General features: G+C 62.9%; 20 protein-coding genes. 10 read left to right on the top strand and 10 right to left on the bottom strand.

The window, feature by feature from the left end; all coding sequences use genetic code 11:
* The 3 genes from NKJ76_RS06010 to NKJ76_RS06000 form a co-directional block, all read right to left on the bottom strand.
* Positions 1–638 (bottom strand): formyltransferase family protein (locus tag NKJ76_RS06010; protein WP_352536987.1); only part of this gene is annotated, 638 nt, incomplete at its 3' end.
* Positions 639–748: 110 nt separating this feature from the next.
* Positions 749–1,324, bottom strand: coding sequence for a DUF4893 domain-containing protein (locus NKJ76_RS06005; RefSeq protein WP_023681777.1), 576 nt, complete (start codon positions 1,322–1,324; stop codon positions 749–751).
* Positions 1,325–1,438: 114 nt separating this feature from the next.
* A complete protein-coding gene (locus tag NKJ76_RS06000) occupies positions 1,439–2,068 on the bottom strand; it encodes a DUF1638 domain-containing protein (RefSeq protein ID WP_023681776.1) in 630 nt (209 codons plus the stop codon).
* A 65-nt stretch (positions 2,069–2,133) separates the two neighbouring features.
* Between NKJ76_RS06000 and NKJ76_RS05995 the strand changes: the two genes are divergently transcribed.
* Positions 2,134–2,274: an entericidin A/B family lipoprotein gene (locus NKJ76_RS05995; RefSeq protein WP_023670401.1), complete on the top strand. Its 141-nt coding sequence runs from the start codon at positions 2,134–2,136 to the stop codon at positions 2,272–2,274.
* 89 nt (positions 2,275–2,363) lie between these two features.
* Here NKJ76_RS05995 and NKJ76_RS05990 read toward each other — a convergent pair whose 3' ends face one another.
* Positions 2,364–3,062 (bottom strand): cobalamin B12-binding domain-containing protein, encoded by a 699-nt coding sequence (locus tag NKJ76_RS05990; RefSeq protein ID WP_023670402.1) that lies wholly within the window; start codon positions 3,060–3,062, stop codon positions 2,364–2,366.
* 262 nt (positions 3,063–3,324) lie between these two features.
* On the opposite strand from NKJ76_RS05990, the gene NKJ76_RS05985 reads away from it, so the two are divergent.
* The 7 genes from NKJ76_RS05985 to NKJ76_RS05955 all read left to right on the top strand — a co-directional run bounded on the left by NKJ76_RS05985 (position 3,325) and on the right by NKJ76_RS05955 (position 11,188).
* Positions 3,325–4,899, top strand: a complete 1,575-nt coding sequence (locus NKJ76_RS05985) for a trimethylamine methyltransferase family protein (RefSeq protein ID WP_023670403.1) — start codon at positions 3,325–3,327, stop codon at positions 4,897–4,899.
* 89 nt (positions 4,900–4,988) lie between these two features.
* On the top strand, positions 4,989–5,675 hold the full coding sequence (locus NKJ76_RS05980) for a hypothetical protein (RefSeq protein ID WP_023691016.1): 687 nt from the start codon (positions 4,989–4,991) through the stop codon (positions 5,673–5,675).
* A 104-nt stretch (positions 5,676–5,779) separates the two neighbouring features.
* Positions 5,780–6,517 (top strand): dienelactone hydrolase family protein, encoded by a 738-nt coding sequence (locus tag NKJ76_RS05975; protein ID WP_023691017.1) that lies wholly within the window; start codon positions 5,780–5,782, stop codon positions 6,515–6,517.
* 95 nt (positions 6,518–6,612) lie between these two features.
* Complete coding sequence (locus NKJ76_RS05970; protein ID WP_352520535.1) at positions 6,613–7,791, top strand: BaiN/RdsA family NAD(P)/FAD-dependent oxidoreductase; 1,179 nt, start codon at positions 6,613–6,615, stop codon at positions 7,789–7,791.
* A 215-nt stretch (positions 7,792–8,006) separates the two neighbouring features.
* Positions 8,007–8,567, top strand: a complete 561-nt coding sequence (locus NKJ76_RS05965; protein WP_023688122.1) for an RNA polymerase sigma factor — start codon at positions 8,007–8,009, stop codon at positions 8,565–8,567.
* A 2-nt stretch (positions 8,568–8,569) separates the two neighbouring features.
* Complete coding sequence (locus NKJ76_RS05960) at positions 8,570–10,681, top strand: vWA domain-containing protein (RefSeq protein ID WP_352536986.1); 2,112 nt, start codon at positions 8,570–8,572, stop codon at positions 10,679–10,681.
* 240 nt (positions 10,682–10,921) lie between these two features.
* Positions 10,922–11,188, top strand: coding sequence for a hypothetical protein (locus NKJ76_RS05955; protein ID WP_023753429.1), 267 nt, complete (start codon positions 10,922–10,924; stop codon positions 11,186–11,188).
* Positions 11,189–11,196: 8 nt separating this feature from the next.
* Here the strand turns inward: NKJ76_RS05955 and bmt are convergent, their stop codons facing one another.
* The gene (bmt, locus tag NKJ76_RS05950) at positions 11,197–12,219 is read right to left on the bottom strand and encodes a betaine--homocysteine S-methyltransferase (protein ID WP_352536985.1); all 1,023 of its coding nucleotides are present in this window, start codon (positions 12,217–12,219) and stop codon (positions 11,197–11,199) included.
* Positions 12,220–12,334: 115 nt separating this feature from the next.
* Positions 12,335–13,192, bottom strand: a complete 858-nt coding sequence (locus NKJ76_RS05945; protein ID WP_023681768.1) for a helix-turn-helix domain-containing protein — start codon at positions 13,190–13,192, stop codon at positions 12,335–12,337.
* 223 nt (positions 13,193–13,415) lie between these two features.
* On the opposite strand from NKJ76_RS05945, the gene NKJ76_RS05940 reads away from it, so the two are divergent.
* Both NKJ76_RS05940 and NKJ76_RS05935 read left to right on the top strand, forming a co-directional pair.
* Positions 13,416–14,426: a fatty acid desaturase gene (locus NKJ76_RS05940; protein ID WP_031197693.1), complete on the top strand. Its 1,011-nt coding sequence runs from the start codon at positions 13,416–13,418 to the stop codon at positions 14,424–14,426.
* 91 nt (positions 14,427–14,517) lie between these two features.
* A complete protein-coding gene (locus NKJ76_RS05935; RefSeq protein WP_023741575.1) occupies positions 14,518–15,345 on the top strand; it encodes a phosphate/phosphite/phosphonate ABC transporter substrate-binding protein in 828 nt (275 codons plus the stop codon).
* Here NKJ76_RS05935 and NKJ76_RS05930 read toward each other — a convergent pair.
* From NKJ76_RS05930 to NKJ76_RS05915, 4 genes are all read right to left on the bottom strand, one after another.
* The gene (locus NKJ76_RS05930; RefSeq protein WP_352536999.1) at positions 15,310–16,617 is read right to left on the bottom strand and encodes a M24 family metallopeptidase; all 1,308 of its coding nucleotides are present in this window, start codon (positions 16,615–16,617) and stop codon (positions 15,310–15,312) included. The genes NKJ76_RS05935 and NKJ76_RS05930 overlap by 36 nt on opposite strands.
* Before the next feature lie 55 nt (positions 16,618–16,672).
* Positions 16,673–18,202 (bottom strand): ArnT family glycosyltransferase, encoded by a 1,530-nt coding sequence (locus tag NKJ76_RS05925; RefSeq protein ID WP_352536984.1) that lies wholly within the window; start codon positions 18,200–18,202, stop codon positions 16,673–16,675.
* Positions 18,203–18,286: 84 nt separating this feature from the next.
* The gene (locus NKJ76_RS05920; RefSeq protein WP_352536983.1) at positions 18,287–20,857 is read right to left on the bottom strand and encodes a GcvT family protein; all 2,571 of its coding nucleotides are present in this window, start codon (positions 20,855–20,857) and stop codon (positions 18,287–18,289) included.
* Between the two features lie 73 nt (positions 20,858–20,930).
* Entirely contained in the window at positions 20,931–22,508 is a 1,578-nt protein-coding gene (locus NKJ76_RS05915) for a trimethylamine methyltransferase family protein (protein WP_352536982.1), read from the bottom strand.
* Positions 22,509–22,765: the final 257 nt, after the last annotated feature.

Here is a 22,765-nt window from a genome sequence, read left to right as displayed (position 1 = left end):
AACGCCGCCGGGCCCAACCCATCCCTCCACAGCGGGGCGCCGGGCCCCGGCTGGCCGCGCCCCTGTTCCACCCCCCCGCGGGGGCCCCCCCCGGCGTCGACCAGATGCACGGTGGTGCCGAAATTCTGGAGATCGCCGCAGGCCAGCGCCCAGTAGCCGCCATTCATGCCGCGGTATTTCGGCGCGATGCCGGCGTGGTAGTTGAGCACCGGGCAGGGCATTTGCGCCAGCGTCTGCCGGGACAAGAGCCGGCAGCCGGCGAGCAGCACCACGCCCGGGCGGATGTCGGCGATCGCCTGCAGGCAATCGGCTGCGTTGGCGGAGGAGACGTGGATGATCTTTTGTCCCGGCTTCGGCTCGGTCTCAAGCTTCTGATCGGCGATGAGCCGCTCTGCGTGGCCAGCGAAGAAGCGCTTGCCGAGCCTCGTCAACACCATCGTGCCGAGTTGACCGATGGCCGAAAACCAGCCCTGGCGGCGCGCCCGGCCGAGCAGCAATTGTTTTTTGGATTCAGGGCTTTCGAGGATGACGCTGACAGGGTCGAGCTGGTCGGCGATGGCGTTGACGATGGCCCAGATGTGCGGCCCGCCTTCGGTGACGATGACGATCGCAGCACTTTTTTCAACCGCTGATGCCATGGCGCGCTTTCTTGCCGGCGCGCAACCATTTGCCGTGCGCTGCCCGGCTCAATTCTGTGCCGGGCGAGGTTAAATCTTGATGACCGCCCGGCCAGCGAGAGACCAACGGATCAGCGCTTGAACTCGATGATGTCGAGTTTCGATTCGTAGTAGGGCGCCGGGAATTCGATGCGCCATTCATTGGCGCTGGTGCGGAAGGCATAGCCGACCTGGTCGCTTTCCGGGCCGCTGCCATAGGGTTTTGGCTTGTTGTCATTGACATAACCGGAGCCGAGATAGATCGCGCGTTTTTCGCTATCGTCGAAGAAACGGCCCTTAGTGCGTTGCGAGCCGCTGACCTTTTCCAGCTGCCAGCCGGAGCCATCGTCCGTGACCTTGCACTTGAACCAGCCATAGATGACCAGCGGGCCGGTCAGGCCCACCTTGATGGTTCGGCATTGCCAGTTGCCGCTCAGGTCCTTGTCGGAAAAGGCCACTATCGGCTTTGCCAGCAGCGCGTCGAGTTGGCTGACCTCAGCCGGGTCTCCCGCTTTTGCCTCGGCCAGCGCCGCCTTGCGGGTCTCGCCATATTTGTGGAGCCGCACCTTGTCGGCAGGCGTGATGATCTTCTGCACCTCGCCGTCGGCGCGAGCGGGCAAGACGAGGCAGAGGAGGCCAAGGGCGGAGAGCAGGACGCGAGGGGTCATCGGGACGTTCCGTGTTCGGATGGCTGAATCAGCCTGTTTGCTTGTTGCTCACAACTTAACCATCCGCGGCGGCCTGTCATCTGTTCTCGACAGCGTCCCGGCTCAAGAACCGCTTCAGGCGTGGGCGGCGGCCTGCGCCAGCCCGGCCGTCAGGTCGCCATAGCCCGTCGAGCGGCGCTCATAGGCGAGGCCAAGCATCTTCGCGGCCTGCTCGGCGACCTTGTCGAGTTCCGGATCGTCGGTCTGGGCGATGTAGATCAGCTTCTGGTAGTTGCCGAAATAGTCCTTGATCAGCTCCGGGTGCTTGTCGAGGCCGAGCGGCTTCATGAAGAAGGCGTCGAACTGGCGGCACAGGAAATCGGTCATGTAGAACGACATCATGTCGTCGTCGGCGACCTTCGCATAGGCGTCCATGCCTTGGTAGAAGGCAAAGCAGTGCGGCCCGGCCATGCGCTCGACGCCGTGCTTCTCCAGGACCCGGTCGAGCATGCCGCCGGTACCGCAATCGGCATAGCCAACGAAGATGTTGCTATAGCCTTCCGCCTTGGCCTCTTCGATCGCCTTGTCCATCGCCGGTGCGATGCGGTCGGGGTAGAAATGGAACTCCGCCGGCAGGCAGGTCAGGTCGAGATGGTCGAGCTTGAGCTGCTCCTTGACGGCCAAAACTTCGCGCGCAATCATTCCACAGGCGATGACCAGCAGCCTGTCGTCTTGATTCGGTTTCGTTTTTTGCATTCTGGCCATGGAACCCGGTCGAAGCGGCCTTCGTTGCTGTGGGGCGAATCTATCGAGAGAGGGATAAACCGTCCATGAAACTGTTACGCGTTGCGCCGATTGCAATCCTTGCCTGCGTCCTGGCGCTTACGGCCTGTGCCAACACCGTCCGTGGTGTCGGCCGGGATATCAAATCGACCGCGAAAGCCGTCGACGACACCGTCACCAAACCCTGACGCAGCCATCCGTTCCAATAGCTGGGAACAAAAAAGCCGCGCTGCAAGGCGCGGCTTTCGATTGTGGGCCAGACGCCTTGCGGAAGAGATCAGGCTGAAGCGCGCATATTATGCTTGCGCTTCATGAAGTCCTTGGCGGTCTCGACCGCCACAGCCGCGTCGCGGCAATAGGCATCGGCGCCGACGGCCTTGCCGAATTCCTCGTTTAGCGGCGCGCCGCCGACCAGGACGACATAGTCGTCGCGGATGCCCTTTTCCTTCATCGTGTCGATGACGACCTTCATGTAGGGCATGGTCGTGGTCAAAAGCGCCGACATGCCGATAATGTCGGGCTGGTGCTGCTCGATGGCGTCGAGGTATTTTTCCACCGCATTGTTGATGCCGAGATCGATGACGTCGAAGCCGGCACCTTCCATCATCATGCCGACGAGGTTCTTGCCGATGTCGTGGATGTCGCCCTTGACGGTGCCGATCACCATCTTGCCCTGCTTCGGCGCGCCGGTGGCGGCCAGCAGCGGGCGCAGGATGAACATGCCGGCCTTCATGGCGTTGGCCGACAGCAGCACCTCGGGAACGAACAGGATGCCGTCGCGAAAGTCCTCGCCGACGATGCGCATGCCTTCGACCAGAGCTTCGGTCAGCACCTTGTAGGGCACCCAGCCGCGCTCGAGCAGGATGTTGGTGCCTTCCTCGATCTCTTCCTTCAGTCCGTCATAGAGATCGTCGTGCATCTGCTGCACCAACTCGTCGTCGGAAAGCTCGGAGAGGATGATCTCGTCGTCGGCCATTTTTCTCGGGCTCCTTGCCGCACGGGATGCGATCACGGCGGCTTAAAATAATCGCGTCAATACCTAACCCGGCGGGGGCAGGTATCCATAGCTGATTTGCGACTTCCCGCAAAAGGAAAGCGACCGCAAATCTATTGGAATTCTTGTCGATTTTGCGACAGGCGTTGGCGCTGGCGGGCCGTTTCGAATAGGGTGCATGACTACGATCCGGGCGAGAAGCCGCCATACGCGGCCGCAAACGGTTTTTAGGGAAAAAACGATCATGAGTGAAAACGCGTCAGTCGACCAGGAAGCGTCCAATGCGCGACGTGGACGTGCTGCCAGCGGCGGCGCGGCTGCAAGGCGGGCGGCGCGCTCGGGCGGCGGACCGGGCACCCAGCTCACCTATATCAAGCGCAAGATCAACATCTATGAGGTCCTCAACGAGGAAGGCCTGGCGATTATCGAAAACAACACCGATACGGTGCTGGAAGAGATCGGCATCATCTTTCGCGACGACGCCGAGGCGCTGCAGCTTTGGAAAGAGGCGGGCGCCGACGTCAAGGGCGAGCGCGTGCATTTTCCCAAGGGCCTCTGCCGCTCGCTGCTGAAGACCGCGCCGCCCATCTACACCCAGCATGCGCGCAACGCCGAACGTTCGGTGCAGATCGGCGGCAACGCCACGGTCTTCGCGCCGGTCTATGGTCCGCCCTTCGTGCGCGATCTCGACGGTGTCAGGCGCTACGCGACGATCGAGGATTTCCGGAATTTCGTGAAGCTCGCCTATATGGCGCCGTCGATCCACCATTCGGGCGGCACGGTGTGCGAGCCGGTCGATGTGCCGGTCAACAAACGCCATCTCGACATGATCTACAGCCACATCAAATATTCGGACAAACCGTTCATGGGTTCGGTGACGGCGCCAGAGCGGGCCGAAGACACCGTCGCCATGGCCAAGATCGTGTTCGGCGACGATTTCGTCGAAAACAACACCGTGCTGACCAGCCTGATCAACGCCAATTCGCCGATGGTGTTCGACGAAACCATGCTGGGCGCGCTGAAGGTTTATTCGCGTCACAACCAGGCTTGCATCGTCACGCCGTTCATCCTTGCCGGCGCGATGAGCCCGGTCACGGTGGCCGGCACGCTGACACAGGTTCTGGCCGAGGTGCTGGCCGGTGCCTCTTTCACGCAGTTGATCCGCCCCGGCGCGCCGGTACTGTTCGGCACCTTCGCCTCGTCGATCTCCATGCAGTCTGGTGCGCCGACCTTCGGCACACCGGAGCCGTCGCTGGTTTCCTACGGCGCCGCACAGCTTGCCCGCCGGCTCGGCCTGCCGTTCCGCACCGGCGGATCGCTCTGCGCCTCCAAGGTTCCGGACGCGCAGGCCGCCTATGAGAGCGCCAACACGCTGAACTCGACCATTCTTGCCGGCACCAATTTCGTCCTGCATTCGGCAGGCTGGCTCGAAGGCGGACTGGCGTCCTGCTACGAAAAATTCATGATGGACATCGACCAGCTCGGCATGACGCAAAAGTTTTCCGAAGGCGTCGACCTCTCGGAAAACGGCCAGGCGATGGACGCCATCCGCCAGGTTGGCCCGGGCAGCCACTATCTCGGCTGCGACCACACCCAGGCCAATTTCCAGACCGCCTTCTACCGCTCCAGCATCGCCGACAACAATTCCTACGAGCAGTGGCTGGCCGAGGGCGAGAAGACAGCGCCGCAGCGCGCCAACGAACTCGCCCGCCGCTGGCTGGAGACCTATGAGGCGCCGTATCTCGATCCGGGCATCGACGACGGGCTGAAGGACTACATCGCGACGAAGAAGGCGTCGATGGCTGACGCCTTCACCTGAAAGGAGCCCGAGTCAGGCGGGGCTAAAGTCGCCAACATCATCCACAAGGAAGTCTGGCGGAGCGCTTTCTCCGACCCGGACAAGAAGGGATGATTGCGCGGCGCCGGGCTGACGAGATAGCGGCCGCGCTTTCCGCCGACGGCCTCATCCTGCGCGGCGGCTTCAATTTCGCAACAAGCGAAACGCCGCCGCATGGCCCTTCAGTTGCCCCCGCCAAATCCGTGCTGTTGGTGGGGCAGGCGGGAGCGGCACCCTGGCCGCATTTCCTGCGCTGGCGCGACCGGCAACCGCAAACCATTGCTAATCCGCTCGACACATGGTCGCGCGCAGTGATCGGTGCGGTGGCGGAGAAATTCGGCGCGCGCGCCGTTTCGCCTTCGGACAGACCTTATCTGCCGTTCCAGCAATGGGCGATGCGAGCGGAGGGGCTGAGACCGTCGCCGCTGGGCATCCTGATGCATCCGCAGTACGGGCTCTGGCATGCCTATCGCGGCGCGTTGCTGTTCGAGGATGAGATCGCGCTTCCTGAACGTCGCGAAGCGATTCACCTTTGCGACGCCTGTGTTGCAAAACCTTGCCTGAAATCCTGTCCGGTTGACGCCTATTCCGCGGATGGTTTCGCTCATCAGGCTTGCCTGGCGCATGTGCGGGGATCGAAGGGCGAACCATGCCGCGGCGGCGGCTGCCTCGACCGCAACGCCTGTCCGTATGGCACGGCCCATCGCTATCCGCCTGAGGTTCAGGCCTTTCACATGACGGCGTTTGCCGGCCTGTAGCCGGGTCGAAAGCCCGCACAAAGTGTTGAACGGGATTGTCAGGGAACGGCTTGCCCTGACGGTGCCTGCTTATATGTATCGCACGACATTTAACGGAGCGGGCCATGGCGAAGCAGGACATTGAGATCAAGACCGGGGACGGCGTGGCGAAAGCCGGGCTGTTCCGCTCGGCGACCGCTTCCTCGTCCAGGGCCGGCATCATTCTCTATATGGACGCTTTCGGTCCGCGACCGGCGCTCGACGCAATGGCGGAACGGCTGGCAGGCGAGGGCTATGCCGTGCTGGTGCCGGATCTTTTCTATCGCAAAGCACCCTACGGGCCGTTCGAGCCCAAGACCGCTTTCGTCGTCGAGGAGACCAAGGTCGCGCTGACGGCGTTGGTCCACGGCACGACACAGGACATGACCATCCGCGACAGCAGGGCGTTCCTCGACACGCTTACCGCTGAAGGTGTCACCGGACCGGTCGGTGTCGTCGGTTACTGCATGGGCGGGGCGCGGGCTTTGAATGCGGCTGCAACCTATCCCGATCGCATCGTGGCGGCGGCGAGCTTCCATGGCGGCAATCTGGCCAGCGATGCCGCCGACAGCCCGCACCGCAAGGCCGCAATGATCAAGGCGCGCGTCTATGTCGGGACATCGGGCGTCGACCGCAGCTTTCCGCCGGAGCAGTCGGCGCGGCTGGTCGAGGCGCTGCGCGTGGCGGAGGTCGACCACGCCATCGAAAACTATGCCGGCATGGCGCATGGCTGGTGCGTGTCGGACCACAGCGTCTTCAACGCGGCCGGCGCCGAACGTCATTGGAAGCGACTGACGACGCTGTTCGCCGAGACGCTGATCTAACGAGGCGTTGCCTGAAGTCGCAACGAACGGGTAGAGACTGCACGATTGGCGCGGCCTGTTAAAACAGCGCCAGTCGAGCGGGAACGAACAGCCTGATGCAATCCTATGATGTCGTGGTGATCGGCGCCGGTGCGGCCGGAATGATGTGCGCCATCGAGGCGGGCAAGCGCGGCCGCTCGGTCCTGGTGCTCGATCACGCGGCAAAGCCCGGCGAGAAGATCCGCATCTCCGGCGGTGGCCGCTGCAATTTCACCAACATCCACACCAGCCCGAAGAATTTCATCTCCGGCAATCCGCATTTCTGCATTTCGGCGCTCAGCCGCTACACGCAAGGCGACTTCATCGCGCTCGTCGAACGCCATGGCATTGCCTATCACGAGAAGACGCTGGGACAGCTGTTTTGCGACGGCTCGGCGCGCCAGGTCATCGACATGCTGGTTTCCGACATGCAGGATTGGGGTGTGGAACTGGCGTTGTCGACCGAGGTGAGGAACGTCAGCAAGACCGCGGACGGGTTTGTGCTGACGCTCTCAGCTGGCAGCGTCGCTTGCAGCTCGTTAGTCGTGGCTTGCGGGGGCAAGTCGATCCCCAAAATGGGCGCGTCCGGTTTCGGCTACGAGCTTGCGGCGCAATTCGGCCTTGCGGTGGTGGAAACACGGCCTGCGCTGGTGCCGCTTACCTTCGACGCAAGAACGCTGGAGCGGCTGGCGCCTTTGGCCGGCAATGCCGTCGATGCCGAAATCGCCTGCGGCAAGACGCGGTTTTCAGAAGCGATGCTGTTTACGCATCGCGGCTTGAGCGGGCCTTCCATCCTGCAAATATCGTCCTATTGGCGCGAGGGCGACGAGATCCGCATCGCCATGCTGCCGGGGAGGGATGTGGCGGAACTGCTTCGCGCCGCCCGGCGCGTCAACGGCAGGCAAGCGGTGCAGACGGTGCTTGCAAACCATTTGCCGAAGCGCCTTGCGCAAGCAGTCGCCGAGCGCAGTGGGATCGATGGCAATCTCGCTGATTTGACAGACCTGCAAATGAAAACCGTCGAAGCCGCCGTCAACGACTGGCGCATCAAGCCGGCCGGCTCCGAGGGTTACCGCACGGCGGAAGTGACGCTTGGCGGTGTCGATACCAACGGGCTCGATCAGAAGACGATGCAGGCGAAATCCGTGCCGGGGCTGTTTTTCATCGGCGAAGTCGTCGATGTCACGGGCTGGCTGGGCGGCTATAATTTTCAGTGGGCTTGGTCGTCCGGCTGGGCCTCGGGCCAGGTGTGCTGATATTCAGGTGAGGCCGGCCTGCAAACGACGGCTTTCTGTGCTTCCGGTGCTCGCGTACCAAAAGTACGCTCCGCTCCGGTTCTCGAAATCCATCGTTTTCGGCTCGGCCTCACCTGAATCTCAGCGCACCTGTTGCGCGTGCATCCGTCGCCTCGGAAAAAAATCTTTCCATAACCCCAAGGATTGGCCATTAGCCTTCGTCCAACAGGCAAATGATGGCGATGATGCTGGATGAAAGCGAAGCCTCCGACGCCGAATTGATCGGGCGGGCGAAGGGCGGAGACAGGGGTGCCTTCGGCAAATTGCTGGAGCGGCACTACGACTTCGTCTATCGCGCCGCCTATCGCTGGTGCGGAAAGAAGGCCGATGCCGAAGACATCGCCCAGGAGGTCTGTGTCCGTCTCGGCAAGGCGATCCGCGACTACCGCGGCGGCGGCGCGTTTACGACATGGCTCTATTCCGTGACGCTGAACGCGGCGCGCGACATGATGCGCAAGACGACGCGCGAAAACGTCAAGACCGAGGCTTTCGGCGCCTACAGCATGATATCGGGAGAGGCATCCGCCGAGCCCGAAGATCCGACTGAGGCGCTCTGGGCAGCGGTGCGGCAATTGCCGGACAAGCAGCGCGATGCAGTACTTCTGGTCTATGGCGAAGGTTTGAGCCATGCGGCCGCCGCCGAGGCGATGGCAATCTCGGAGACGACGGTTTCCTGGCACATCCATGAAGCGAAGAAACGGCTGAAGACGTTGATTCGTTCAGCCGGGGAAGTGTGACCATGGTCGACGACAACGAACTCAACAGGCTGCGCGATGCAGCAGTACCTGCGCCGGGCGAGAGCGCGAAGACACGCGCCTTCGAAGCCGCCATGCGCGCCTATGATCAGGAAAATATTTCTGCCGTCACCCAAGGATCGGTCGGCGGGCTTCGTCTCACAGAGCGAGCACAAAAGCTCTGGAGCGAGATCATGCAAAAGAAACTCATCGCCACGCCAGCCATTGCCGGGCTCGTCGCCCTGCCGATCGCCGGATACGCCACCTTCCACATGCTGAGGGAACAGCCGTTGCCGTTCGGTAGCGACGAGAAGATCACTGAGACGCTGGCCGACAAGCCGGCAACCAATGGGCCGGCGATCAACGCGCCGGTAAAAGAAAAGCAGGCGCCTGAAGGCGACAAGAAGGCCGACGCCGATGTGCGAAGCCGCGACACCACTACGCCGCTTACGCCACCCGCGTCGCCGAAGCCCGAATCGACCGTTGCTGTCGCCCCGGCGCAGCAGGATGCGCTGGGACGCGGCGTGTTGGCCGAGCCTGCGCCAGTTGAGAGCCGCGAGTTGTCGCTTGACGGCACCGCTGCTCCGGCCGGCGGCGCGCGGGTCGACCGCATGGCCGGCGCGACCGAGTCCAAGTACCTGGCGCAGCCTTCGACGATGCCGGCCGACCAGATAGCGCCGCAGGAGCCAAACCGCGACCGCGTCGAGGATTTCAAGACCAATCCGGTGCATGCAGCCCTTCAGGATCCGGTCTCGACCTTCTCGATCGACGTCGACACCGCTTCCTATTCCTTCGTCCGCGGCTCGCTGAAGCAGGGCTACCTGCCGCAGGCCGACACGGTGCGCGTCGAGGAGATGGTCAATTACTTCCCCTATGACTGGAAGGGTCCGGACTCGGCTTCGACGCCGTTCAACTCGACCGTAAGCGTCATGCCGACGCCGTGGAACGGGCACACCAAGCTGATGCACGTCGCCATCAAGGGCTTCGACATCAAGCCGGTCGAGCAGCCGAAGGCCAATCTGGTGTTCCTGATCGACGTCTCGGGTTCGATGGATGAGCCGGACAAGCTGCCGCTGCTCAAGTCGGCTTTCCGGCTGCTGGTCAGCAAGCTCAAGGCGGACGACACCATCTCGATCGTCACCTATGCCGGTGACGCCGGCACCGTGCTGATGCCGACCAAGGTCACCGAGAAGGACAAGATCCTCAACGCTATCGACAATCTGCAGCCGGGCGGCTCGACGGCCGGCGAGGCGGGTATCAAGGAAGCCTACAAGCTTGCCCAGCAGTCCTTCGTCAAGGACGGCATCAACCGTGTGATGCTGGCCACGGACGGCGACTTCAATGTCGGCCAGACCGATGACGACGATCTGAAGCGACTGATCGAGCAGGAGCGCAAGACCGGCGTCTTCCTGTCGGTGTTCGGCTTTGGACGCGGCAATCTGAACGACCAGATGATGCAGACCATCGCCCAGAACGGCAACGGCACCGCCGCCTATATCGACACGCTGGCCGAGGCCGAGAAGGTTCTGGTCGAGGATGCTTCCTCGACGCTGTTCACCATCGCCAAGGACGTCAAGGTCCAGGTCGAGTTCAATCCGGACAAGGTCTCGGAGTACCGGCTGATCGGCTATGAAACCCGCGCCTTGAACCGCGAGGACTTCAACAATGATCGCGTCGATGCCGGCGATATCGGCTCCGGTCATTCGGTGACCGCCATCTACGAGATCACGCCGAAGGGCAGTGGCGGCGAGCAGATGGATCCGCTGCGCTACGGCCAGGCGACGGTCAACAATGGCGGTGTCGCCAATGCCGACGAATATGCCTTCGTGAAAATCCGCTACAAGCTGCCGAACGACGACGTCTCGAAGCTGATCACCACGCCGGTGACGTCGGCCAACGAGGTCGCGTCCTTCGACCAGGCCAGCACCGACCAGCGTTTCTCCATCGCTGTCGCCGCCTTCGGCCAGAAGCTGCGCGACGAGGATGCGACCGCGAAGTTCGGCTACGACAAGATCATGGAGATTGCCACCGCCGCCCGAGGAGCCGACCCGTTTGGGTACAGGTCCGAGTTCCTTTCGCTTGTGCGCCTTGCCTCGGCGCTCGGCGGTAACCGGTAGTGGCAATACAGCCGGTTCCTTTCAGACGGGGGTCGTTCTGATACGGGGAACCGGCTACGGGCGGGTGAGGCAGGCCGGCGGGGGAAACCCTGCCGGCCTTTTTTCGGATCGATTGATCCGAAGCGCACAGATGATCCGCCTGATCGTTAAATTGCGCGGCTTTTCCGGAACGTCATCGCAATGCCCTGCTATTATTGCATGGGGTCGGGACTGGGCTTGGGGAGCCGGGAATTGCAGATCATGAACATTGGAAACACGACGCCGGCGGTGAGACACACGCAGGCGTCGGGAACGCTGTCGCCAGAATCCAGGCGCATCATGGATGACGTCGACGCAGCCCGGAATACCGCAAAGTCGGCGCTGACCAATGACCGCTTTCGTGTCATGCTGGAGCAGATCGGCAATCCGCAGTCGTCGGGTGACCTGGTGACGATGAATGAAAGCGCCGACAGCACCGCCCTGGATTTCAAGACGGCGCTATCGCGTTACGCTGAAAACAGCGAATAAGTTCGATATCAGGCCCGGGTGCGGCGGCGTTCGCGGCGGGCTTCGCTGGTCTCGGCGGTGTTTTCCGTCGCCACCTTGTTGCGCATCGGACCGATGCGCTCGACGATCGCCGCGACGGTCGGGCGTTCGGATTTGGTGTGCGCGTCGAGCGCCTTGCGCATGGCGGCAAGGTGCTGGAACGACGTGCCGCAGCAGCCACCGATGATCTTCGCGCCGCCATCCACCGCCAGCCGGACATAGTCGGCCATCAGCTCCGGCGTGCCGGAATAATGGATCTCGGTGCCACGAAATTCGGGAATGCCGCAATTGCCCTTGACGATCACCGTCGCTTCCGGCTTCGCCTCGGTCATGTCGAGCAGCGAGGCCAGGATGTCGGAGGCGCCGACACCGCAATTGGCGCCGACACCGAGCGGTGTCTCTGAAAGTCCGTCGACGACGCCGTGGATATCCCTGGGCAGCAGGCCCATCATGGTGCGGCCGGCAGTGTCGAACGAACCGGTATAGGTGTAGGGCAGGCCGACGCGGATGGCGGCCTCCGCCGCGGCGCGGATTTCGTCCGGCGCAGACATGGTCTCGATCCAGGCGACTTCGGCGCCGCCTTCCTTGAGACCCTCGATCTGCTCGGCAAAAGCCTCGACTGCTTCGTCATAGGTCATGGCGCCGAGCGGCACCAGCAACTCGCCGGTCGGACCGACCGAGCCGGCGACGATGACTTTCCTGTCGGCCTTGTCGGCGACCGCGCGGGCAATCTCGGCGGCGCGCTTGTTCAGCGCATGCACGCGGTCCTGCGCATGATGCAGCTTCAGCCGGTGGCGGGTGCCGCCGAACGAGTTGGTGAGGATGATATCGGCGCCGGCGTCGACGAAATTCTGGTGCAGGCTGGTGATGGTGTCGGGCGCTGCCTCGTTCAGCAACTCCGGCGCTTCGCCGGCCTCCAGACCCATGGCGAACAGATTGGTGCCGGTGGCGCCATCGGCGAGCAGCACGCCCTTTTCGGCCAGCAGAGCATCGATGGGATTGTTGGCGGGCATCGGATCGACTTTCAAATATTTGAATGGAATAAGGATATAAAGAAGTCTTTATGTCCAGTCAATGTGTTTGCGACCTGCAATTGCCGCGCGGCGCACCTTTCCGGGGCGTTGGGGATCAGGCAGAACCCGATGGAAATGACGCGCCGGCCAGATTGCGCGCGTAGGCGGCGGCCTCATGCGGGTTGATGTCGGCGGCCCGGATCAGATTGTCGAAATGCTGGGTCAGCGCTTGGACCGGCTGGGTGGCGTTCAGCACGACATACATGTCGCCGACATAGATGGCGGCGCGATAAGGGCCGAAGATGGTCAGCGGGATGGAATAGCGCATGCGGCCGTCATAGAGGAACAGGCGGAAGGTGGGGTAGAGATCGTCAAGCAGCGTCGCCATATGGGCAAGCTGCTGCCGGCGGTCAGCCTCGGGAAAGCGGTCCCAGACGCCCAGGCCGCGGGCAAAGATCTCAAGCGTATGGCGCGGCATGCAGACCTCCATGTCGGTCTCAGGGCGCCGGTTGTACTCGATGCGGTACTGCGTCTCGCTGGCCTGCGCCAGACGGCTGCGGTTGGTGATGTTGGCTTCGTAGTCGACCAGCTGGCGTGTGCGCAGGAGATCGGGAATGCCGGCCGGCACATAGCGGATCTTGGTGCCTGCGGCCTCGGCGAACCATTTGGCGAGCAGCGTGCGGTCGAAGCCGTCGGGCGCCTCTTCGATCTCCAGGCTTTCGCGGATTTCGCCGGTGACGCCTTCGTCCTGGGAGAGGCCGAGCAGCCAGTCCAGCGAGATCTTGAATTCGGCGGCGATGTTGAGCAGCGTTTCGGCGCGTGGCAGGCGCGTCGAGGCGCCGGACATCAGTTGCGACAGCGCCGACCGGTCGATGCCGACTGCTGACGCGAAAGCTGACTGGTTGAGATCGGACCGTGTCAGGAGCAGCTTCAGGCGCTCCCGGAAGATTGCCGAAAGGTCCCGTTTGTCCACTGTTCGTTCTCCGCACTCTCTTAGGAAAAATTTGCGCCCGAGCCGTCGAATCAGCACTTCCAGCGTAAATGAATCCGTAGGGTTGTTTACAATGTATAACATCTGCGGCTAAAAATGCGCAATCGCAACATTTTGTACACTTTGTCTCGTTGAGCGGAATCGCTTCTCCTGACACTATGCTGTCAGGAACAATTCCGGCGACTGAGGGACAGTGGTCGACAGCATGACAGGCAAGCGCATCAAGCGACGCGACGCAGCGGCCATCGAGTGGCCGACCGTGGTCCTCGCTTTCTTCTGTTACGGAATGTGGCTCGCTGCCGGGCTCCTGCTCTGGCCCTCTTATCCGACCCCGGCACTTCTTCTCCTCGGCTTCATCCTGGCCTTGCAGTCGTCGATCATGCACGAAGTGCTGCATGGCCATCCGACGCGCAGCGCGCTCATCAACGAAGCCTTCGTCTTCCTGCCGATCGGCCTGGTCTGGCCGTTCCGTCGCTTCAAGACGCTCCATTTGCGCCACCACGCCGACGAGCGCCTGACCGATCCGCTCGACGATCCCGAGAGCTATTACCAGGCGTTGTGGATGCATGACGATCTGCCGCCGACGATGAAATTCCTGCTCAAGATCAACAACACCATGGCCGGCCGTTTCTTTCTCGGCCCCTGGCTGTCCTGCATCGGTTTCTTCGTCGACGACGCCAGGCATGTGATTGCCGGCGACAAGGTGATCGGCAAGGCATGGCTGCTGCATGCGATCGGCCTCGCCATCGTGGTGCCGATCGTGCAGTTCGGCTTCGGCATTCCGGTATGGCTCTACATTCTGGTGCCGGTCTGGCTCGGCCAGTCGCTGATCGCGGTCCGGACTTTCGCCGAACATCAGTGGTCCGAGCACCCTGAAGGACGCACGGTGATCATCGAGCGCTCGCCGCTGTCGTTCCTGTTCCTCAACAACAATCTGCACTTCGTTCACCACAAGACCCCGACCGTTGCCTGGTACAGGCTGCCAAAACTGTTTGCCGACCGCCGCGACGAGTGGCTGCGGATGAACAATGGCTACGCCTATCCGAACTATTTCGCACTGATCAAAGCCTACGCCTTCAAGGCCAAGGAGCCGATCGTGCACCCGGTGCTGCGCCGCCAGCCCGAGCCGGGCAGGGCGTTCAAGCCGCGCATCAGGGCGCGCAGCATCAGCGGGCTTGGCAGCGCGCCGGTTCCGGCCGAGCCGCCGAAGGAATAATCCCCGGACTTCCCGAACCCGTGTCGGCCAATTCTGATTGGACGCCGCGTTTTTGCGATCCTTTCCCGAGCCATGATGATTGAGTGTCGGCATGAGTGATTTGGTTGCGGCATTGCCGATGTATGACTGGCCCGAAGTGCGCGGCGAGGTCGACGCGCAATGGGCAGCGTTGCGCGATGCTTTTCGGCACAAGGGCGTCGATGGGCCGCAGACAATCGTGCGCCGCAATGGCGACCTGCCGCCGGTGCCGGGCGGTATCCACGACGCCGAGGGCAGACTGATCGCGCCCGATCCGGCGATACTGCCGCCGGACGAACTCGACCATCACCAGCTTTGGCTGCATCCGGCGCTGCTGTTCGCGCAGACCTGCTGGGGGCCGATGGAACTCGGCCTGAGCAAGCATGTGCAGGTGGTCGGCCAGCCGAGCTACGACGCTTACGAGGGCGGCGAAGGCGAACTCTATTCGAGCGCGCTGGTGATGCGGACGGGCGAGGGACCGGAGGTTCGCTCGCCCGCGGATGGCAAAGCCTCGCTGCCGCTCGATCTGATGCGCGGCAAGCGTTTTACCTACAACAGCCTCGATTCGATGTCGGGCATCATTGCACTGGCGCGCGATCTGCAGGCCGCCGGCGAAAGCCTGGATATCTTTTCCTCGCGCAGCGAAAGCGGTGGCCATCGCGGCTCGATCGTCGCGGTCGCCGAGGGCAAGGCGGATATAGCTGCCATCGACTGTGAGAGCTGGGCGCTGGCGCAGCGTTTCGAACCTGCGGCAAACGCCGTGAAGGTCGTCGGCTGGACGGCAAGGCGCAAAGGCCTGCCCTACATCACCGCCAGGACGACGCCGGAAAAGACGCTCAAGGCTCTGCGCGAGGCGCTTGCCGGATCAGCCGAGCAGCCTCGCATCCAACGGGTAGGTTGAAAGCTGCTCGTTACCGGTCTCGGTGATCAGGATCTGTTCCTCGATCTTGACGCCATCATGGCCGCCGAGACGGCCGATATAGCTTTCCACGCACAGGACCATTCCCGGCTCCAGCACGCCGTCGGGCGTGTCCGGCGTCCAGTCGCTTGCATGCGGCAGGGTTGGATACTCGTCGGCGAGGCCGACGCCGTGATAGAGCACGCCGTAGCGCGCCGGGAAGCAATCTCCCGGCGGCACCACCGAGCGTTCGACTAGGTCGCGGAAGGATATGCCGGGCTGCATCAATTGCGTGTTGTGGGCGATCTGGTCGGCGGCGATGTGGAAGAGGTCCCGTTGCTCGTTCGATGGTCTCGCATCGCCGCAAAGCCAGGTGCGGGAGAGATCGGCGCAGAAGCCGTAGGGGCCGATCAGGTCGGTGTCGAAGGCGACGAGGTCGCCTGCTTCGATCACCCGCGATGAGCATTCCTGGAACCACGGATTGGTGCGCGGTCCCGAGGCAAGCAGCCGGGTTTCGATCCATTCGCCGCCGCGCGCAATGTTGCCGCGGTGGAGTTCGGCCCATAATTCGTTTTCGGAAATGCCCGGCGTCAGCGCCTTCTCCATTTCACCCATCGCCGCTTCGCAAGCGACGATGGCGCGGCGCATGGCGAGGATCTCGTCCGGCGATTTGATCAGCCGCGCATTTTCCATCACCGCTTCGCCATTGCCGATCGAAATGCCGAGGCGGGCGAGTTCCTCGACGCCTTCCGGGTTGATGTGGTCGACCGCAATGCGGCTGTTGCCGCCGCCATGCTCCTTGACCAGATCGGCGATGCCGGCCGCCCAGCGGCGGACTTTGTGCTCGGTCAGCTCGCCGCCATAGAGGTACATCCACGACACTGCCGGCCGCACCTCGTCGACGACGCCGGAATGGTCGGACAGATGCTCGCAGGAGAAATAGTCGAACAGCACCACGGGTCCCTCAGTGGCGACGAAGCAGTGGCGGGTCGGATTGTGCGCGACCCACAGCTGCATGTTGGTCGAATCGGTGGCGTAGCGGATGTTGACGGGGTCGTAGAGCAGCGCGCCGGCGTAGTTTCGGCGCTTCAGTTCGGCTCGGATGCGCTCGAGCCGGTATTGGGCCATAGCGGCGAGATCGGGCGCGGCGATGCCTGCCGCTTGCCATTCGGTTTCAGCCAGCGCGCCATAGCCCAGCACATGCTGGTTCAGCGACGCCGCCTTCTGGCGCGATGTTTCGCGCAAGGCTTCGACGGAGCCGGGCTCGAACGGCATGATCTTGCGATGACGACCGAACCCTTGTTTCTCCACCCGACGCCTCCCTGCCGACTTACTGTGGCGCTGCGCCCGCGGCCGCTTTCTTCAGCCGCGTGACCGTCAGCGTGCGGGTGGGCGGCTCGCTGTCGAACAGCATCGGAACGACCAACTGCTGCGGCGAGCCGTCAGCGACATAGCCGGCCTCGCTCAAGGCCCGCAGGATGCCCTCGGGAGGTTCCTTGTCATTGGCCATCACGAGCACCGCCGGCTCGATCAGCAAATGGCCGAAGTCCGGCATCTCGTCGTCGAGCACGACCAGATCGGGATCGACAAGACGCAGATTTCCCACCCAGTGCCAGCTCGATATCGCCGTGCGAACCGGACCGTTTGCCGTCAGCTGGCCATAGAGCGACTGGTAGTCGACACGCACGATGCTGCCGCGGCTGTCGCCGCCATTGAGGTGCGTGTACCAGGTCACCGGCAGCACGAGGATGGCAAGCGTTGCGCCTACAAAGACGACGACGTCCTGCACCTTCCTTCCCTTGTCGCCTCTGGCATCCATCCGCAAGGCCAGCGCGACCGGCAGCAACACAAGGATGGGAAGCATCCAGCGATCGCGAAATTGCGTCGTCCCGCTCGCCAGGACGAGCACGATGGTCATCGCCAGGGCAAAAGCGATGGTGCGCCACACCAGTTTCTCGGTCCATGGCGCCGGTTGCAGCGCGGGCGCTGGCTTTTTCCATGCGATGAGCAAAGCCGCGACGAATATGCCGGCCGGCAACACGGCGAAATACAGGATAGCCTTGCCCAGTCCGCGCATTCCGTAGAATGCGGTTTGTATGGCGCTTTCTCCTCTGCCCATGCCGAAGCCGCCGCTGTGCGACAGCAACTGGTCGGTGTAGGTCAGGTTCCAGTATAGCGTCGGCAGGCAAAGCAGCACCGCCACGACAAGGCTGATCGAAAACCGGCGGTTGAGGATGACGCCGCGCGTTTCGCGCAGCGACAGGGTGGACAGGATCAGCGCGCCGAGAAAGATCGCGTTGTTGTATTTCGACAGGATGGCGGCGGCCATCGCCACGCCAAACAGCACATAGGTGGCCAGGGAACGCCGCTGCACCAGTTCGACGAGCGCAAGAAACAGCACCACTGAAAAACAGAAAGCGGCGATCGAGTGGGTGAGGGCGTGCTGCATCTCCCACACCATCTGCGGAAACAACAGCAGGCCGAACAATGCGGCGGCGCCAGCGCGGCTGGAATAGCCCAGGCGGCGGACAGCGATGAAAACCGACGCCAGCGCCGCTCCGATCAGCAGGTACTTCACGATCTTGAGCGCGAGGATGTTCGTTCCGACCACGGCGGCGACGAGGCGGGCGAGCCAGGTGTAGAGCGGCGGCTGCGAGCCGCCATAGCCAGCCCAGAGGTAGTGCATGTACATCAGCTGCTCGGAATCGTCGACGCCGACACCGGTTCCTACGACATGGGACAGCAGCGCCATCACCACGATCTGAACGACGCAATAGACCGCGACGCAGACCAGTGCGGCGTTGAAGGGACCGACCTTGCCTTCGCAGAGCCAGTCCGTCCATTTCTCTAGATACTGCACGGGGATCGTCTTCTCATTGAGGGAAAATGCCTGCGGCCAATTGCCGAAGGCCCCTTACACGATCTCACGCTCCCTGTCGCCTTTTCAGGTCCGCATCTTCTCGCCGCTGGGGTCGAAGGGCGCCTCGACATTGATACGCGCCGGACGCCGGTGGCCGAGGATCTCGATCTCGAACAGTCCGGCACTTTCGTCCTCGGCGAGTGCCGCCGGCACATAGCCCTGCGCCATCGACTTCTGCACATAGTGCGCATAACCGCCCGAGGTGACCCAGCCGACCACGCGCCAGTCGCGGTCGACGATGCCGCGCACGGCGGAAGCGCCTTCGGCAGCCTTCGAGCCACGCACTTCCTTGCCCGCCATGTCGAAGCGCGGCGCGCCATAGCCATGCGGCTTTTCCACCGTGCCATAGTCCTTGCCGACCTTGGCCCAGATCGGCTCGTCGCCCATGACATCGGCGTCGGCCGCATCGATGATGAAGGAGACACGGCGCAGTTTCGGTCCTTCCGCCTGTTCCTTGGCGGCGGCCTCGCGGCCGATGAAGTCGTTCTTCTCCAGCTTGATGAAGCGGTCCATCCCGCCTTCGAACGGGCCGTAGATCGGCCGCAACTCGCGGTACCAGGTCGGGAAGTTCTTCTCCAGGCGCATGGAGAGCAAAGCGCGCATGCCGAAATCGACGAGGCCGAACTCCTCGCCGGCGTCCTTGATCGCCTTGTAGACCAGGCGCTCATAGGCCGGCGCCATCCAGATTTCATAGCCGAGATCACCGGTATAGGTGATGCGGTTGACCATGCAGGGCGCGCCCCCGACCGCCATTTCGCGGAAATCCATGAAGCGAAACGCCTTGGTCGAGATGTCGACATCGACCAGCTTCTGCAAGAGGTCGCGCGATTTCGGCCCGGCGATCGACAGGCCGACGAGCGTCTGATCGAAGCGGTGGATGCGCACCGAACCATCCTTCGGCAGGTGCTTTTCGAACCAGCGCATGTGGTACTTCTGCGCGGCGGACGAACCCCAGATCATAAATCTGTCTTCGCCTGCCTTGGCGATGGTGAAGTCGCCGATCAGCTTGCCGAACTCGTTGATCATCGGCGTCAGCACGATGCGGCCGATCTTCGGCATGCGGTTGGTCATCAGCCGGTTGAGGAAATCCTCAGCCGCAGGTCCCGACACTTCGTATTTGGCGAAATTGGCGATTTCGGTGACGCCGACGCGTTCGCGTGTGGCGCGCACTTCCTCGCCGATAGGACCGAAATCGTTGGAGCGGTGGAAGGAGACGACGTCCTTCGGCTCCTTGCCCTTCGGCGCGAACCACAGCGGGGTCTCCAGGCCCCAGCTATCGCCCATGACGGCGTTGTTGGCGAGCATGGTGTCGTAGAGCGGGGTGGTTTGTGCAGGGCGCGCAGCCGGCAGCTCTTCATTGGGGAAGCGGATGGAGAAGCGGCGCGAATAGTTTTCGCGCACCTTTGCGTTGGTGTAGCGCAGGCCGGCCCACTCGCCGAAGCGGGCGACATCCATGCCCCAGACGTCGAAGCCGGGATCGCCATGCACCATCCAGTTGGACAGCGCGAGGCCGACGCCGCCGCCCTGGCTGAAGCCGGCCATGACGGCGCAGGCGCACCAGAAATTGGTCAGGCCCTGCACCGGCCCGACCAGCGGATTTCCGTCGAGCGCGAAGGTGAAGGGGCCGTTGATGATCTGCTTGATGCCGGCTTTCTCGATGCCGGGGAAATGCTTGAAGCCGATCTCCAGCGACGGCGCGATGCGGTCGAGGTCGGGCGGCAGCAGTTCATGGCCGAAATCCCACGGCGTATTGACCGGCGACCAGGGTTTGCAGGCTTTTTCATAGGTGCCGAGCAGGATGCCGTTGCGCTCTTGGCGGGTGTAGATCTCGCCCTTGAAGTCGAGCACGCCGATCATCTCGCGGCCGGTCGATTTGTTGAATTCCTCGACCTCGGGCATCGGCTCGGTGAGCAGGTACATGTGCTCCATGGCCAGCACCGGCAGTTCGACGCCGACCATGCGGCCGATCTCGCGCGCCCACAGGCCGCCGCAGTTGACGACATGCTCGGCGTGGACGGTGCCCTGTTCGGTGACGACGTTCCAGGTGCCGTCAACTTCCTGCGTCAGTTCGACGACGCGGTTGCGCAGCACGATCTCGGCGCCCAGCTTCTTGGCCGCCTTGGAGTAGGCGATCGTCGTGCCGGAGGGATCGAGATGGCCTTCGACCGGATCCCACATGGCGCCGACGAAATTGGTCTCGTCCATCAGCGGGAACATCGCCTTGGCTTCGGAGGGCGTGATCAGCTCGGTGTCCATGCCGAGATAGCGGCCCTTGGCGTGGGCCAGGCGCAGAAAATCCATGCGCTCGGGCGTATCGGCCATCATCACGCCGCCGGTCAGATGCAGCGAGCAGGACTGGCCGGAGATTTCCTCGATCTCCTTGTAGAGCTGCACCGTATAGGCCTGCAGTTTGGCGACGTTGGGATCGCCGTTCAGCGTGTGGAAGCCGCCGGCTGCGTGCCAGGACGAGCCGGAGGTGAGCTCGGACCGCTCGATCAGCATGATGTCGGTCCAGCCGGCCTTGGCCAGGTGATAGATCACCGAGCAGCCAACGACGCCGCCGCCAATGACAACCGCTTTTACATGAGATTTCATGAGAGATAGGTCCGTTTTTGCGTAAATTGAATCAGGTGTGTCGGTTGGCGGGATGCCGCCAGTTGCTTGCCGATCAAAAATCGGTCGGCGCGCCGCCTTCGGCCGTGCGCTTTTCGACGAAGTCGTTGAGCTCTTCACGGATCGCCGGGTCCATATAGGGTTCCTCGTAGGATGCCAGCCGCTCCTTCCAGACCTTGTTGGCCTTTTCCAGCGCGGTCGGCGATCCGGCTTCGGCCCAGGTCTCGAAATTGCGCCAGTCGGAGAGGATCGGCGAGTAGAAGGCTGTCTTGTAGCGGTCCTGCGTGTGCTGGGTGCCGAAGAAATGGCCGCCGGGGCCGACCGACTGGATGGCGTCGAAGCCGAGCGCTTCGTCGGACAGGTCGAGCGGGGTGAGGAACTCGGCCACCATCTGCAACAGGTCGATGTCCAGCATGGTCTTCTCGTAGGAACAGCGCAGGCCGCCTTCGAGCCAGCCGGCGCCGTGCATCATCAGATTGCCGCCGCCCTGGATGGCGCCCCACAGCGAGAACACACTTTCATAGGCTGCCTGCGCGTCGACCGTGTTGGCGGCGCAGGTATTGGAGGTGCGGTAGGGGATCTTGTAACGGCGGGCAAGCTGGCCGCCGACAAGCTGCGCCTTCATATATTCAGGCGTGCCGAAGGCCGGCGAGCCCGACTTCATGTCGACATTCGAGGTGAAGCCGCCATAGCCAACCGGCGCGCCCTTTCTCACCATCTGGGCAAAGGCGATGCCGGACAGCGCCTCGGCATTTTGCTGCACCAGCGCACCGGCGATGGTCACCGGCGCCATCGCGCCGGACAGGGTGAAGGGCGTGATGACGACGACCTGACCCTTGCTCGACATCTGGATGATGCCTTCCATCATCGGCACATCCAGTTTCAGCGGCGAGTTGGTGTTGATGATGGTGAAGACGGACGGCTCTTCGAGCATCTGCTCATGGCTGATGCCGCGGGCGATCCTGGCGATCTCGATGCCGTCGACATTGCGCTCCTTGCCGAGCGAATAGATGTGGAACACCTTGTCGGTCAGCGTGGCGAGGTCGCGGATGCATTCGAGGTGGCGCACCGACGGGTGGATGTCGGTCGGCTCGACCGGATAGCCGCCGGTGCAGTTCAGGATGTTGTGCATCTGTGCCAGGCGCAGGAAGTTGCGGTAGTCCTGCTGGTTGCCCGGACGGCGGCCGCGATCGAGGTCGGAGCAGTTCGGTGCCGACGCCATCATCGACAGGATCACATTGTTGCCGCCGAAGCGCACATTGTGCGCCGGGTTGCGGGCATGGAGCGTGAATTCCGACGGGCAGTTGGAGATGAGATCGAGGATCATGTCGCTGTCGAAGCGCACGCGCTCGCTGCCCTCGCGGACATCAGCGCCATTTTCCTTCATGATGCGGCGCGCTTCGTCATGCAGCACGTCGACGCCTATTTCCCTCAAGACGCGCAGCGAGGCGAGGTGGATCGATTCCAGCTCGTCGTCAGAGACCAGCTTGGTCGGCGTTAGCGGATTTCTCAGTTGCCGAAAAGCCGGCTGTTCGAAGGTGGCCGAGCCGCCGGCGCGCTTGCCCGCACGGCCACCGCGACGGGCGCGGTCGGTTGCCAAAGGCGGTTCGGCTGGGTGCAGGGCGGCGGTCATGATGGTCCTCGTACGATGCTGGTAGCGGGCGGCATAATGGACCGGCGGCTGTCCGACCATTGCGGAGGCGGCGACCACTAGGACGAGGGAAGCGACATGCCCGAACGGCAGTCCGATAGCTGACAACCTTGCCGGGGATTGGCGGACAGGACGCGCCCACTGCGGCTCTTGGCGCAAGGGGATTTCAGGCGCGGCCCTTCCTTTCCCTAAATCGAACCGCTAGCTCAGTGGTTTGCCGCTGGATGGGCCGGCAATTT

This window comes from Mesorhizobium sp. M0029, assembly GCF_040323735.1.
GTDB lineage: Bacteria > Pseudomonadota > Alphaproteobacteria > Rhizobiales > Rhizobiaceae > Mesorhizobium.
This window is presented reverse-complemented; position numbering and strand designations above follow the sequence as displayed.

Coding starts and splice junctions, on each gene's coding strand:
- NKJ76_RS06000 (WP_023681776.1), bottom strand. CDS start 2,068: ATGGCCAGAATGCAAAAAACGAAACCGAATCAAGACGACAGGCTGCTG.
- NKJ76_RS05960 (WP_352536986.1), top strand. CDS start 8,570: ATGGTCGACGACAACGAACTCAACAGGCTGCGCGATGCAGCAGTACCT.
- NKJ76_RS05985 (WP_023670403.1), top strand. CDS start 3,325: ATGAGTGAAAACGCGTCAGTCGACCAGGAAGCGTCCAATGCGCGACGT.
- NKJ76_RS05970 (WP_352520535.1), top strand. CDS start 6,613: ATGCAATCCTATGATGTCGTGGTGATCGGCGCCGGTGCGGCCGGAATG.
- NKJ76_RS05955 (WP_023753429.1), top strand. CDS start 10,922: ATGAACATTGGAAACACGACGCCGGCGGTGAGACACACGCAGGCGTCG.
- NKJ76_RS05930 (WP_352536999.1), bottom strand. CDS start 16,617: ATGCCGTTCGAGCCCGGCTCCGTCGAAGCCTTGCGCGAAACATCGCGC.
- NKJ76_RS05940 (WP_031197693.1), top strand. CDS start 13,416: ATGACAGGCAAGCGCATCAAGCGACGCGACGCAGCGGCCATCGAGTGG.
- NKJ76_RS05965 (WP_023688122.1), top strand. CDS start 8,007: ATGGCGATGATGCTGGATGAAAGCGAAGCCTCCGACGCCGAATTGATC.
- NKJ76_RS05935 (WP_023741575.1), top strand. CDS start 14,518: ATGAGTGATTTGGTTGCGGCATTGCCGATGTATGACTGGCCCGAAGTG.
- NKJ76_RS05975 (WP_023691017.1), top strand. CDS start 5,780: ATGGCGAAGCAGGACATTGAGATCAAGACCGGGGACGGCGTGGCGAAA.
- NKJ76_RS05990 (WP_023670402.1), bottom strand. CDS start 3,062: ATGGCCGACGACGAGATCATCCTCTCCGAGCTTTCCGACGACGAGTTG.
- NKJ76_RS05920 (WP_352536983.1), bottom strand. CDS start 20,857: ATGAAATCTCATGTAAAAGCGGTTGTCATTGGCGGCGGCGTCGTTGGC.
- NKJ76_RS05915 (WP_352536982.1), bottom strand. CDS start 22,508: ATGACCGCCGCCCTGCACCCAGCCGAACCGCCTTTGGCAACCGACCGC.
- NKJ76_RS05995 (WP_023670401.1), top strand. CDS start 2,134: ATGAAACTGTTACGCGTTGCGCCGATTGCAATCCTTGCCTGCGTCCTG.
- NKJ76_RS06005 (WP_023681777.1), bottom strand. CDS start 1,324: ATGACCCCTCGCGTCCTGCTCTCCGCCCTTGGCCTCCTCTGCCTCGTC.
- bmt (WP_352536985.1), bottom strand. CDS start 12,219: ATGCCCGCCAACAATCCCATCGATGCTCTGCTGGCCGAAAAGGGCGTG.
- NKJ76_RS05980 (WP_023691016.1), top strand. CDS start 4,989: ATGATTGCGCGGCGCCGGGCTGACGAGATAGCGGCCGCGCTTTCCGCC.